Genomic DNA, 12,882 nt, shown 5'->3' with positions numbered 1-12,882 from the left:
TTATTTAAATTGTGGATTAAAAATGCGATTAGAAATTTACCAAACTATGAGACTATGTTAAAAAGTTTGTATAGCATCCATCCTAAAACCAAACCTGCACTGGAAGTACCGATCAAAATTAGAAAAGCATGAAGCTTACTAAAAAATTTTTTTAATTTAGCCTCAGCTGAAACCAAAGCCCAAGCCAAAGTCAAACCCCAAGCCAAAAACTCAAAACCTCCCCCAGCTATAGCCCCAACCAAAACCACAATCCAAACCAAAGCCAAAGCCAAAGACCAAATAGAAGGTAAAGCCAAAGCCCCAAATCCAGCTACAGTCAAAGCCAGAGCCAAAACCCAAGACAAAACCCAAAACAAAAACGAAGTATTCTGTATGCTTTGATAACCAATCCAAGCATAAAGCAGTAATAAACTAATCAACGAAACCCAAGGAATCGTTTTGATTAACTTCTTAGCAATGGCTTGTCTGCGTGATTTGAGTCTAGGTCGAGGAAATGCTTGTCTGTGAACTTCATTAACTGGAGGTGGGATATCTGCTTTTGGAACTTCTACCTCAGCATTCAGAACTTTCGGCTCAAAACTGGAAATTTTTACCTTAGAAATCGGAATTTGGGGCTTGTAGCTTAACATTTCCAACCATAACTGCATTGATGAGGGGCGGTCTTTTGCCTCCAAAGCCATACCTATGAGAATTGCTTCATTTAATCTATCACTGATACAGGGAATAATCTGTTGTGGTGGAATTAGCGTCTCATTATCAAGCTTGCGAGCTAAGGAATTTGTAGGGTTTTGACCAGTTATCCCATAATATAGTGTTGCTGCCAGACAGTAAATATCAACTCTTGGATCTCTACTACCCTTATATCTCTGTTCATAGGGGGCAAATCTTTCATGAGCCGCTTTATCCGTTGAACTCTGGGTTGTGGGAATTATTTGTTTAGCAATACCAAAATCAATCAAAACTGCTTTGCCATTACTCCGTAACATAATATTTCCAGGGTGGGCATCTCGGTGTACTAATCCTGCTTGATGTATGACCACCAAGGCTTCCCCAATTTGGCGAATACAACGTACAATCTCGGTTTCAGGTAATGCTCCCCTATGCTTCACTACCTGAAATAAATTTTCCCCTGGTACGAATTCCATTACTAGACAATGGATATTACTTTCCTGAAATAGTTCAATGACACCCACAATGTGAGGATGGGGGTCTTGAGATAGATGTGCTAGTGTCTGCCCTTCTGTGATAAATCTCTCTATATACTTGCCATAATCTGGATCATGGTGGAGAAATTCATTAGGTGTTTTGATAACAACTGGCCGATTTAGGTTAACCTGCAATGCCTTATAGGTAATTCCAAATCCTCCTTGTCCTAGAATCTGCTCAATTACATAATCACCACCTTTCAATACTTGCCCTATTGCCCAGGTCATGAGTACCTCTGGTTCAAAATATCTATTTTCATATCACCACCTGAGAAGAGTTTACTTGATGCTAGGGTTTATTGGTAGAAGTAGGATTGGGTGATTGTATCGGTGATTTGTTCAAAATAGAAATCAAAGGACTCATAGTTTGAATTAAGGCTGCAAAAGCAGCGATCGCAGCCATTACCACTCCCCAAAACTGGATTTTTTTCTCCCAATTCCAAGAGGTTTTTTTGTAGTTGCTCTGTTTGGTTGCTTTTGCTGTTGAACCTAAAGAGTCAATCCATTGTTTTACTGATTGTGGACGCTCTTGGGGATTTAATTTCATCCCTGCTAAAATTGCTTTGTTGACGCGATCGCTAACTTGTGGATTAATTTCTTTGGGTTCTGGTAAATGGATATGATCCAGTTTGCGTAACATCGCATCCACAGGTATTGTTCCTGTCAGCAGTACATAGAGAGTTGCAGCTAAAGAATAAATATCACAGGCAGGAGTTGGTTTCGTAGTTTTAGTATAAAGTTCAGGAGGTGTAAATCCATTTGCGTTTTCCTTGGCTCGTCTTGTGGTTAATTCATTGTCAAAATCTATGGCTAAATCAAAATCAATTAATACCGCTTCCGGTCTTCCCCCACGTAAGATAATATTTTCCGGTCGCACATCTCCATGAATCAATTTGTTTTCGTGTATAAGTGTCAAGGCTTCCCCAATTTGTCGAATGTAAACTAATGCTAGTTCTTCAGGAATTTGTAATTGGCTGCGTTCCTCTAAATTTACTCCGTCTACATACTCCATCACCAAACAGGAAGATTCGGCTTCTTTAAAAGGTTCAGTAAACCTTACAATATGCGGGTGCTGACAACGGGTAAGTTTTATTGCTTCTTGCCAAAACATTGTTTCTAGGCGTTCTTGTTCTGGTTTACTCAGAAATGTCAGTGAATTACCATCCAAAGTTTTAATAACTAGGCGATCGCTATTCTGGTTTCTGACCAAATAGGTAATACCAAAGAGTCCTCTTCTCAACTGTCTTTCAATGGTATATTTTCCACCTTGCAACTTTTTACCTGTTACCCAAACCATTTTTGTAAGTTCCAAAAGACTTGGATTCAGTTTCACATAAAAAATTTTTTTAATCTGTATTTAGCTTCAGTTTTTAATCAAAATCACGAAATTCCTGATGATCCAGATCAATTTTGAAAATTCTTATCCCCCCATAATTGAGGGTTAGGGGGTTCGGTGAGGACTTGGTTGGCTAAATTTGATTGTGTGTACAGGGTAGCATTAACAAGGGGGGGTTGGGGGAATTAATAAGTGCCTAAAGTCACAGCCAGAAACTTTTAAAACAACTTCTAATTTTAAAATTATATTCCCAGTTTATTTAATGAGTTATTAGGGTGGGGAGTATGTCAACAATATTCTACTTATACAAGACCAGTAGGCTTTAAAAATTATCAAAGTAAAGTTGCAAGGTTTCGCACTTTCATGATCAAGGATTACGTAGATTTTTCCAGATTTTTTGATTAATGGCGAACACCCCAAAGCGTACCCATTAATGGGAAAATAAAAACTTGCAATCATCCTTGTCTTAATATTGCTTCCAGCCTAAAGGAATTTTGTCAAATGTGGAAACGAATTGCGTTAATCTTGGTCTTGGTGTTGAGTATCAGCCTGAGTAACCCTGGTGTAGCTGCTGCTTCTGGACTAAAAAGCTTTATAGATAGTGCTGATGGTTATCAGTTTTTATATCCTAATGGTTGGTTGCAAGTTAAAGTTGCCAACGGTCCTGATGTGGTATTTCATGATTTAATTGAGGTATCAGAAAACGTCTCTGTGGTGATTAGTCCTGTTCCTAGTGGTAAAACTTTAACAGAGTTGGGAACACCAACAGAAGTAGGATATAAATTAGGTAAAGCTGCTCTAGCTCCTGTAGATTCTGGCCGTTCGGCTGAATTAATTAATGCTGGTCAAAAAGAAGTAGATGGTAAAATTTATTACCTTCTAGAGTATGAGATAACACTCCCTAATCAGCAAAAACGCCACAATGTATCTAGCGTTGCTGTGAGTCGTGGTAAGGTTTTTACCTTTAATGCTTCAGTACCAGAAAAGCGTTGGAAAAAACTACAACGCACAATTGATGAACTTGTAAATTCTTTTACAGTGTATTAATGAGGTGATTGGGGATTGGGTACTGGGGACTGGACGCAGAGTTGTTCTAGCGAGCGATTACAAATTACCGATGACCTAGATTTTTGACTATGACCATTCCTGAATTTATACTTGCTTCTGCTTCTCCTGCTCGTCGTCGCTTGTTGCAAACTGTGGGTATTAAACCGATAATTTGCCCTAGTGATTTTGATGAGTCGCAAATACAACTGACTGAACCAGGAGAATTAGTACAAACTCTGGCTCAGTGTAAAGCGGAAACCGTCGTTTCACAATTTCCATCGGCTTTGGTGATGGGTTGTGATTCGGTTTTAGCGATTGATGGTGAGATTTATGGTAAACCTGCGGATGCGGAAGAAGCGATCGCTCGTTGGAAATTAATGCAAGGTAATTTTGGTGACTTGTATACTGGTCATGTTTTGATTGACACTACACAAAATCGGACTGTTGTCAAGTGCCAAGTTACTAGAGTTTATTTTGGTAAGATGAGCGATCGCGCCATTCAAGCTTATGTAAAAACAGGTGAACCCCTCAAATGTGCCGGTGCTTTTGCTTTAGAAGGCTTTGGTAGTTTATTTGTTGAAAAAATTGATGGTTGTCACAGTAATGTAATCGGATTAAGTTTACCTTTATTGCGGCAGATGTTAGCAGAATTGGGTTATGAAGTAGTAGATTTTTGGTAATAAAGATAATTGTTTGTTGTGAGAATTTCAATTAGAATTTTCACTCAACCAATTAATTAAATCAGCTTCAGTCTGAAAATCTAATAAAGCTTCTCCTAAATCTTCTAACTGTGTAAAAGATAAATCTTGAATTTGATTTTGAATTTCAGCACCTATTTTTCCTAAATTTCGCTGAAGTTGACGAAGAATTAACTTAACTTCGGAACATCTTCCCTGTTCCAAACCCTCTCGAATAATCTTTTGATACACGACAGATTCTTGCATAATATCCTCCCGAAAATAAGCGTTAATCAAATCTGCATCAAATCTAATTCCAGCTAGAAGTTGCACACAGGCTGAGACGTTGATTTGCTGTTTTATGTCATTTTATTGTTTGAGCGTAAATTTTGCTACATCAATTTATTTTTATTGCTGATTCAGTTAACCGAGAATTATCAAACTCAAGTACAATTATGTGTTTATATTTCTCAATACAACAGAATGTACTTACTAATTGTAAACTAGACACTAAATTACATGGCTCAAATAATATGTCCTCCACTTCTAACCCGTCCCTGCGTGAACAACAACATCCCCTAATTCGTCAATTAGCTGATTGTATAGAATCAGTTTGGCATCAACACCTAGATTTATCAACCTATCATTTACCAGCGGAATTGGGATATGTAGAAGGTAGACTAGAAGGAGAAAAACTGATTATAGAAAACCGCTGTTATCAAACACCTCAGTTCCGCAAAATGCACTTGGAATTAGCGAGAGTGGGAAATATGTTAGATATTTTGCATTGCGTGATGTTTCCCCGTCCAGAATATGACCTTCCCATGTTTGGTTGTGATTTAGTTGGAGGTAGAGGTCAAATTAGTGCGGCTATTGCTGACCTTTCTCCTGTAAACTTAGAACGTATTTTACCAGATGGTTATAATTCTGCTCTGAGCAATTTAACCAATTTGGAATTTTCCCAACCCCGTGAATTACCAGAATGGGGAAAGATATTTTCTGATTTTTGTATCTTTGTTCGTCCTGGGTCTGTGGAAGAAGAATCAATGTTTCTGGAGCGTGTAAAAAACTTTTTAGATATTCATTGTACTCAAGCGATCGCATCTAGTCCTGTAGCACCAGAAAAAGTAGATCAAATTATCGCTGGGCAGAGAAATTATTGTACCAAACAGCAACAAAATGATAAAACCCGGCGAGTTTTAGAAAAAGCTTTTGGTACAGATTGGGCAGAAAATTACATGACCACTGTATTATTTGACTTGCCATAATCATAATATCTTCATCTCCTCACACTTCCCATATCCTCATCTCTCCATCTGTAAGTTCCGTTACGTTTTCCTAAAACTGATAAATGTAGAATTCATTTAACCAAAGTTTCATGGAGTCTAAAAACAGTAGTCATCAGTAGTCAGCAGTAAGCGGTCAGTAATAAAAATCCTCTTATTGCATGGCTTTGTCATTAAAATTTGTAATTCATTTACCTGCAATCAGTAGCAAAAATCCAGTTAACAACAAAGTTAGGTAAACTGTGATGTTAAAAATGCTCACATTTGACAGATATTTTTCTGTTTGTCTTTAACCGTGCCAATTTCTGATTTTAAATTCTTGTTAGCGAAACGTACACAGGGAAGCAAGTATTTTAGATTTTTTAGTACATTCTCCTATGTTCAACTATCGAATCAACAAACCGGGAACAGTTAAGAGAATGATCACTAAATAATTGATATTGGCAAGAGATAGTCTACTGCCTAGAATATCACTGCATTATTATATCTACCAAATTTATACCAAATCAATTCTGTTCAGTGATGAGCAATCAGAGTGTTCATAAATTTTTGATGAATGCTGATAGCTGATGACTGACACTTGAATGCTTGCGTTTGAATTCCCTTAACTTTTCGTGCAATCACATCTCAATATGTGAAATTTTTCAACTGAGGCTAATTTGATTTTTTACTCCAGCTTTTTTACTTCCATCAGCACAAATCAGATAGGTAATATACCATGTCAAGGGTGAGTGAGAAGCCAAAGTTAACAGGACAGGGACTAGAAAAATCTAAAGTTTGGTTAAAAATTGCTGTAGCCGTGCCTGTAGCGATCGCAGCTGGATACCTAGCTACAGCCAAAATTGAACAATTAAAAAAACTAACTTCCTCCGTATCCATGACACCAACTCCTAGAAGCATCAGTGCTATAGGAAGATTAGAACCACGCGGAGAAGTGATTAAAATTGCTGCCCCCAACTCAGGACTTTCAGCAGGTTCACGAGTGCAGCAACTCTTAGTCAGAGAAGGACAACGAGTGCAACAAGGTCAAGTCATCGCTATTTTAGACAGCCGTGATAGCAACATGGCCGCAGTCGAAGAAGCAAAAGCCAAACTGCAAGAATCTCGTGCAAATTTAGCCCAAATAAGAGCAGCTTCACCAAGAGATATTCAAGCTCAAGCAGCCATCATAGCTCGTTTGCAAGCACAGTTAAATGGGGAAAGAGAAGCTCAACAAGCCACCATTTCCCGCATAGCAGCCGAGTTAAGTGGTGAAAAAGTTGCTCAACAAGCCGGAATCAAACGTCTAGAAGCTGAACTCAGAGGGCAACAAGATGGTTTGAGAGCCACCATTGCTAAGATACAAGCCGAACAGCGTGACGCTCAAGTTGATTCTGGACGCTATGAGTTCTTATATCGAGAAGGTGCTATTTCCCAGCAAGAAAGAGACAAAAGGCGTTTGCGTGCGGCTACAGCTAATCAGCAACTGCGTGAAACTCAAGCCAGTTTGAGACAAGCACTAGGAACATTACAACAACAAATAGCCCAAGCCAGAGCTACCCAAATTCAAACGATCGCCACCTTACAACAGCAACTAATCGAAGCCACAGCGACCCGCGATAAAACTGTAGCTACCCTGCAAAGGCAAATAGACGAAGAAAGAGCCAGATTGAGCAGACTGCTTGATGTTCGTCCCAGCGACGTACAAATGGCACAAGCCCAAGTTTCTAATGCGATCGCAATAATCAAAAAAGCCCAAGCAGAACTGCAATTAAGTTACGTCAAAGCACCAACCCCCGGTGAAATTTTAAAAGTTCACACCAAATCAGGGGAAGTCATGAGTACAAATGGCATTGCTGAAATTGGACAAACCGATCAAATGTTTGTAGTTGCAGAAATTCCTGAAGATAGTATTGGTAAAATCCGTATTGGTCAACGGGCGACTATCACCAGTGATAACGGCGCATTTAACGACGAATTAAAAGGAACTATCACCGAAATTGGCAGAAAAATTGGCAAAAAAGATGTGTTAAATAACGATCCAGCCGCAGATATTGATGCCAGAGTAGTCGAAGTAAAAATTGCTCTCCCCTCAAATTCTAGTCAGCGAGTTTCCGGCTTAACAAATGCCAAAGTTCTAGTGGAAATTAATACTGATGAAGCTCCTCGTAAACAGTAGTCAAAGAAGTGATACTGCAATATTTCATAGCAAATGACTCAGAAAATACCTTTATCTTGGCTACAACTAACCAGGGAAAAAACTCGCCTAGCTGTGGCTTTATCAGGTATTGCTTTCGCTGATATTTTGATGTTTATGCAGCTTGGTTTCCGGGATGCACTATATTATAGCAACGTCAGAATGCACGGCAGTTTAAAGGGTGAAATTGTTTTAATAAACACCCAATCTAATGCCGTGTTAGCAATGAAACCTTTTTCCCAAAGGCGATTATATAAAGCCTTAGATTTACCAGCAGTACAGTCAGTACATCCCATATATTTAGACTATACAAGCTGGAAAAATCCTATAACAGGTCGCCCCCGTAGCATCCTCACTTTTGGCATCAATCCTGAATTTAATGTCTTTGATTTACCTGGTGTTGAGGAAAATTTAGATAAACTTAAATTACCTGATGTAGTATTATTTGACCGTTCTTCCAGACTTGAATATGGTCCAATAGCTGCTGATTTTGATCAAGGAAAAAATGTCACAGCAGAAGTTAGACGACGAAAAATAAAAGTCACAGGATTATTTACTTTAGGTGCATCCTTTGGTGCAGATGGAAACCTCATTACCAGCGATGTCAACTTTTTGCGGTTATTTACTACCCGACAAAGAGGATTAATTGATATTGGTCTAATTAAATTAAAACCAGGAGCAGATCCCAAGCAAGTCGCCGATTATTTGCGAACTTATTTACCTACAGATGTCAATGTCTTAACCAAACAAGAATTTATTGACTATGAAAGAAATTACTGGGCAAGTAGTACCGCCATTGGTTTTATTTTCACATTAGGAACAATTATGGGTTTTATTGTCGGAACTGTAATTGTTTATCAGATTTTGTATACAGAAGTAACAGATCATTTGTCTGAATATGCTACCCTCAAAGCCATAGGATATACACAAAACTATTTATTAACTGTCATTCTTCAAGAAGCATTCATGTTAGCAGTTTTAGGATATATGCCTGGATTTGCTTGCGCTTTATTTATGTACCATGTGGCTAGAGATGCTACACTTTTACCAGTTTTCATGAGTTATGAACGCGCCATTATGGTGCTAATATTAACAATTTTCATGTGTTTTATATCTGGAATCATCGCTATGAGAAAATTACGTTCCGCCGACCCAGCAGATATTTTTTAAAGAAGGAGGCAGGAGTCAGGAGGCAGAAGGCAGAAGGCAGGAGGCAGGAGGCAGGAGTCAGGAGTCAGGAGTCAGGAGTCAGGAGTTCAGAAGAATAAGAAGAAATTTTCCCCCTGCTCCCCCTGCTCCCCCTGCTCCCCATCTTCCCCATCTCCCTCATCTCCACCATCTCCCCCATCACACCCATCTACCTACACCCATACACCCATACACCCTTATGATCAACACACAACCTGTAATCGCCATTAAAAATATTAACCATTACTACGGTAGAGGTGCGCTGAGAAAACAAATTTTATTTGATATTAATCTAGAAATATATGCCGGAGAAATTGTGATTATGACTGGGCCATCTGGTTCAGGTAAAACTACATTACTGAGCCTGATAGGTGGATTACGGTCTGTACAAGAAGGAAGTTTAAAATTTTTAGGTACAGAACTTTCGGGTTCGAGTCAAAGTAAACTAGTGCAGAGCAGACGTAAGATAGGTTATATTTTTCAAGCTCACAATTTACTAGGATTCTTAACTGCTAGACAAAATGTGCAAATGGCAGTGGAATTAAATAATAATATTTCTCAATCAGAAGCTATAAAGAAGTCAGAAGCAATGTTAGGGTCAGTTGGCTTGGCAGAACGAATGAACTACTATCCAGACAATCTATCTGGTGGGCAAAAACAAAGAATAGCGATCGCCCGCGCCCTAGTCAATCATCCTCCATTAGTCCTAGCAGATGAACCCACGGCTGCATTAGATAAACAATCAGGACGTGATGTGGTAGAAATTATGCAACGTCTGGCAAAAGAACAAGGAACTGCTATTTTATTAGTCACCCATGATAACCGCATCTTAGATATAGCCGATCGCATCGTCGAGATGGAAGACGGTTTATTAACTCGTGATGCCCAAAATGTCGCCAGCAGTCGCAAGGTAGCAGAAGGAGTTTAACTGTTAATTAACCTTGTGCTTTCTTGTGTTGAATTGGCGGATTCGGGGGTATGGCAGAACCGGGTTGGCGAGTGGTGCGGAAAGTAACATTTACACCTTCATTGGATTGTTCCAGCACCAACAGAGGAGTGGGTTTAGCCTTTTGATCCCAGTGCATATAAACAATCCGACCTTGAATTGTCGGCTGCCATGAATCGTCATCTTCTCTAGGACTAAGGTAAGTTTCTATACAGTCCATGATTTGACTAATAGTAGCAGAAGTAGCTTGGGTAGGTAATTTCATCAAGCGAATTTGAATCCGAAACAGCACTCGCTTCACAATATTGGGTGAAACACCAGTTTCATACTCAACATCAAAAATCTCATCCACCTGTCTACCGGTGTTACTAGCAATCCCGACTTGTCCCTGTTGAGATTGTCCCGGTCGCAGTGCCAGAGAAATTTTATCTTTAATCTTGAGTTTAATTTGATTAACGACCCCAAAATGAAATACCTCCTCTGACATCCGCATTCGCAGATAATCGAGGTTAAAGTCCCGTGAGTGGACTAAATCAGGGTTGGTTTCCATTTTGCGAATGGTTTCCAGCGCCAACTTCAATTTTTTTTCTAATTCTCTATTCCGAAATTTTTCAAACTTAACTTTTTTATCATAGTTACGCACTAAAATTTTGCCATACACAATCCCAGCAATTACGGCTAAAAGTAGTCCTCCACTGCTAAACATTAATAAAGATGTGATTGGAGATTCACTAGTAGGTGGCACTGCTTTAACCGTCTTTTGAGTCCTCGAAGCTGAAGACTGGGCTAGAAACAAGATATTAAGCATGATTAACAAACTAAAAAATATTACTCTTATATGATTAGGATGCCCAAATCTTTATTATCACATTACCGTAACCTTAGTATTTTTTTACATCATAATTCCCCAATCTCCATTTTATATGTCTAGTCACATTAGTCATGCTCGTGATTTGAGCAATATTCGTCTCGTAGCTACAGATATGGACGGGACTTTAACAACCCACGGAAAATTTACATCCTCACTATTGCAAGCTTTGGAGAATCTCGCGGTCTCTGGAGTACAGGTACTGATTGTAACTGGAAGATCAGCGGGTTGGGTGAATGGCCTAAATAGTTTAATGCCGGTTGCCGGTGCCGTGGCAGAAAATGGTGGTTTGTTCTATCCCTCTACAAGATTAGAATCAGTAGCTTTAACACCCATTCCTGATTTAGCTAACCATCGTCAGCATTTAGGGAGAATGTTTGAAAAACTACAAACTAAATTTCCACAACTAAGGGAATCTGCTGATAATCAGTTTCGGATCACAGACTGGACTTTTGATGTAGCAGATTTGACAGCCGATGAACTGCAATATCTTAATCTTCTTTGTCAACAACATGGCTGGGGATTTACTTATAGCAACGTCCAATGTCATATTAAACCCCAAGGACAAGATAAAGCAGTGGGATTGTTACAAGTTATACGCCAATATTTCCCAGAATATACAGCATCACAAATTATCACTGTTGGTGACAGTCCCAATGATGAAAGTTTATTTGATCAACGTTATTTTCCAATTTCTGTTGGTGTAGCCAATGTTAGTAAATACTCCAATCAGTTGCAGCATCAACCAGCATACATAACGACTGCGGCTGAAGGAGAAGGATTTTGTGAATTATCCAATTATATTTTGCAAAGTTTATTGATATAGCAGGGAACAGGGAACAGGGAACAGAGTTGAAAGTCTTTTAGTGTATGGATTTTTGACGTTAATTGTGTATCTCATTCAAGTGCATACTGCTATATAAGCTGTTAGGAATTTACAGGTTATACAAAATATGAAGTATGGGTTTCAGTCCTTTAAACCCTGAAATCCCTATCACTGTTAAAATTAAACAAATATATATCCAGGAGTGACTATGGAAACCACTCAAGCAGTGATTAACCCCACTACTCCCGCACATAAAGAGATTCATACACATCAATTCACATTACCAGATCATACGCAACTACCAGATTCAGACGGCACATTTGTGAAGAATTTTCAGGAGCATCCACAAAGCATTGTTTTAACCAGTTCTATTGAGCCAGTATTGCAGCAATTACATCCTGATGGAAATTACTGTATTGGTCAAGATAGCGGTATTTATTGGCGTTTAACTGAACCACCAGAAAAAGGTGCAGAAGCTCCTGATTGGTTCTATGTGCCTAATGTACCGCCAAAACTGAATGGAGAATACAGACGTTCCTATGTGTTATGGAAGGAATTTGTAGCACCATTAATTGCTATTGAGTTTGTATCAGGAAATGGTGCAGAAGAACGAGACGCAACTCCTCCCAGTGAAACAGAAAAAGCGGGAAAATTCTGGGTTTATGAACAAGCAATTCGGATTCCTTTCTATGCAATTTTTGAAGCGAGAAAAGCACTACTGGAAGTTTATCGTTTAGTTGATGGAAGTTATCAAAAGATACAACCTAATGAAAGAGGACATTTTGCAATTCCTCCTATGGGTGTGGAACTAGGTTTAATAGAAGATGACGGTGTACCTTGGATACGTTGGTGGGATGAAGCGGGTAATTTGCTTTTGACTGGTGATGAAAGAGCCATTGTTGAAAAACAAGCTCGTTTACAAGCAGAGGAAATTGCTCAACAAGCGAATTTAGCCCAACAACAAGCTGAAAAAATGGCTGAACAAGCGAATTTAGCCCAACAACAAGCAGAGGAAATGGCTGAACAAGAACGACAACAAAAAGAGAAATTAGCAGCTTATTTAAGGTCATTAGGTATCAACCCTGATGATATTTAATTTATAAATAGGTAATCGCTATCATTATCTTTTGGTAGCGATCGCCTCATAAGATATGAAAAACTGATGGAGAAGCTTTAGCAAATAAGAAGATAGCGATCGCTATAAAATAAGCTAGTTTAATAATGTGAAAAAAACTTAAATTTAGGACTTACGCAACAGGCATATTTAGTGGTGCGTTAGATATCAAAAATCTGTTTAGTGAGAGTATTTATAAGGATTTACAGGATA

The 12,882-nt window shown here is 38.8% G+C and carries 12 protein-coding genes; 8 read left to right on the top strand and 4 right to left on the bottom strand.

All coding sequences use genetic code 11. The features are described 5' to 3' along the window. Nucleotides 1–44: 44 nt before the first annotated feature. Complete coding sequence (locus ACLLO5_RS15140; protein WP_413171337.1) at nt 45–1,433, bottom strand: serine/threonine protein kinase; 1,389 nt, start codon at nt 1,431–1,433, stop codon at nt 45–47. A 61-nt stretch (nt 1,434–1,494) separates the two neighbouring features. Then, nucleotides 1,495–2,502, bottom strand: coding sequence for a serine/threonine protein kinase (locus tag ACLLO5_RS15135; RefSeq protein ID WP_413171336.1), 1,008 nt, complete (start codon nt 2,500–2,502; stop codon nt 1,495–1,497). A 540-nt stretch (nt 2,503–3,042) separates the two neighbouring features. On the opposite strand from ACLLO5_RS15135, the gene psbP reads away from it, so the two are divergent. Both psbP and ACLLO5_RS15125 read left to right on the top strand, forming a co-directional pair. Next, a complete protein-coding gene (gene psbP, locus ACLLO5_RS15130; protein WP_413171335.1) occupies nt 3,043–3,588 on the top strand; it encodes a photosystem II reaction center PsbP in 546 nt (181 codons plus the stop codon). An 89-nt stretch (nt 3,589–3,677) separates the two neighbouring features. After that, nucleotides 3,678–4,268, top strand: a complete 591-nt coding sequence (locus ACLLO5_RS15125; protein WP_413171334.1) for a Maf family protein — start codon at nt 3,678–3,680, stop codon at nt 4,266–4,268. A 27-nt stretch (nt 4,269–4,295) separates the two neighbouring features. Here the strand turns inward: ACLLO5_RS15125 and ACLLO5_RS15120 are convergent, their stop codons facing one another. Beyond that, a complete protein-coding gene (locus ACLLO5_RS15120; protein WP_413171333.1) occupies nt 4,296–4,532 on the bottom strand; it encodes a DUF4351 domain-containing protein in 237 nt (78 codons plus the stop codon). Nucleotides 4,533–4,798: 266 nt separating this feature from the next. Here ACLLO5_RS15120 and ACLLO5_RS15115 point away from each other — a divergent pair, with 266 nt between their 5' ends. The 4 genes from ACLLO5_RS15115 to ACLLO5_RS15100 all read left to right on the top strand — a co-directional run bounded on the left by ACLLO5_RS15115 (nt 4,799) and on the right by ACLLO5_RS15100 (nt 9,843). Further along, nucleotides 4,799–5,533 (top strand): phycocyanobilin:ferredoxin oxidoreductase, encoded by a 735-nt coding sequence (locus ACLLO5_RS15115; RefSeq protein ID WP_413171332.1) that lies wholly within the window; start codon nt 4,799–4,801, stop codon nt 5,531–5,533. Between the two features lie 736 nt (nt 5,534–6,269). Further along, nucleotides 6,270–7,709 carry an HlyD family efflux transporter periplasmic adaptor subunit gene (locus tag ACLLO5_RS15110; protein WP_413171331.1) on the top strand — a complete coding sequence of 480 codons (1,440 nt, stop codon included), beginning with the start codon at nt 6,270–6,272 and terminating at the stop codon, nt 7,707–7,709. A gap of 33 nt (nt 7,710–7,742) precedes the next feature. Next, complete coding sequence (devC, locus tag ACLLO5_RS15105; RefSeq protein ID WP_413171330.1) at nt 7,743–8,897, top strand: ABC transporter permease DevC; 1,155 nt, start codon at nt 7,743–7,745, stop codon at nt 8,895–8,897. 217 nt (nt 8,898–9,114) lie between these two features. Next, a complete protein-coding gene (locus ACLLO5_RS15100) occupies nt 9,115–9,843 on the top strand; it encodes a DevA family ABC transporter ATP-binding protein (protein WP_413171329.1) in 729 nt (242 codons plus the stop codon). Nucleotides 9,844–9,850: 7 nt separating this feature from the next. On the opposite strand, the gene ACLLO5_RS15095 is transcribed toward ACLLO5_RS15100, so the two are convergent. Beyond that, entirely contained in the window at nt 9,851–10,669 is an 819-nt protein-coding gene (locus tag ACLLO5_RS15095; protein WP_413171328.1) for a hypothetical protein, read from the bottom strand. A 115-nt stretch (nt 10,670–10,784) separates the two neighbouring features. Between ACLLO5_RS15095 and ACLLO5_RS15090 the strand changes: the two genes are divergently transcribed. Beyond that, nucleotides 10,785–11,555: an HAD-IIB family hydrolase gene (locus tag ACLLO5_RS15090; protein WP_413171327.1), complete on the top strand. Its 771-nt coding sequence runs from the start codon at nt 10,785–10,787 to the stop codon at nt 11,553–11,555. Nucleotides 11,556–11,763: 208 nt separating this feature from the next. Further along, entirely contained in the window at nt 11,764–12,651 is an 888-nt protein-coding gene (locus tag ACLLO5_RS15085) for a Uma2 family endonuclease (protein WP_413171326.1), read from the top strand. Nucleotides 12,652–12,882: the final 231 nt, after the last annotated feature.

This window comes from Anabaena azotica SJ-1 (assembly GCF_047275885.1).
GTDB lineage: Bacteria > Cyanobacteriota > Cyanobacteriia > Cyanobacteriales > Nostocaceae > Trichormus_B > Trichormus_B azotica_A.
This window is presented reverse-complemented; position numbering and strand designations above follow the sequence as displayed.

Coding starts and splice junctions, on each gene's coding strand:
- ACLLO5_RS15085 (WP_413171326.1), top strand. CDS start 11,764: ATGGAAACCACTCAAGCAGTGATTAACCCCACTACTCCCGCACATAAA.
- psbP (WP_413171335.1), top strand. CDS start 3,043: ATGTGGAAACGAATTGCGTTAATCTTGGTCTTGGTGTTGAGTATCAGC.
- ACLLO5_RS15095 (WP_413171328.1), bottom strand. CDS start 10,669: ATGCTTAATATCTTGTTTCTAGCCCAGTCTTCAGCTTCGAGGACTCAA.
- devC (WP_413171330.1), top strand. CDS start 7,743: ATGACTCAGAAAATACCTTTATCTTGGCTACAACTAACCAGGGAAAAA.
- ACLLO5_RS15110 (WP_413171331.1), top strand. CDS start 6,270: ATGTCAAGGGTGAGTGAGAAGCCAAAGTTAACAGGACAGGGACTAGAA.
- ACLLO5_RS15100 (WP_413171329.1), top strand. CDS start 9,115: ATGATCAACACACAACCTGTAATCGCCATTAAAAATATTAACCATTAC.
- ACLLO5_RS15090 (WP_413171327.1), top strand. CDS start 10,785: ATGTCTAGTCACATTAGTCATGCTCGTGATTTGAGCAATATTCGTCTC.
- ACLLO5_RS15140 (WP_413171337.1), bottom strand. CDS start 1,433: ATGACCTGGGCAATAGGGCAAGTATTGAAAGGTGGTGATTATGTAATT.
- ACLLO5_RS15135 (WP_413171336.1), bottom strand. CDS start 2,502: ATGGTTTGGGTAACAGGTAAAAAGTTGCAAGGTGGAAAATATACCATT.
- ACLLO5_RS15125 (WP_413171334.1), top strand. CDS start 3,678: ATGACCATTCCTGAATTTATACTTGCTTCTGCTTCTCCTGCTCGTCGT.
- ACLLO5_RS15115 (WP_413171332.1), top strand. CDS start 4,799: ATGTCCTCCACTTCTAACCCGTCCCTGCGTGAACAACAACATCCCCTA.
- ACLLO5_RS15120 (WP_413171333.1), bottom strand. CDS start 4,532: ATGCAAGAATCTGTCGTGTATCAAAAGATTATTCGAGAGGGTTTGGAA.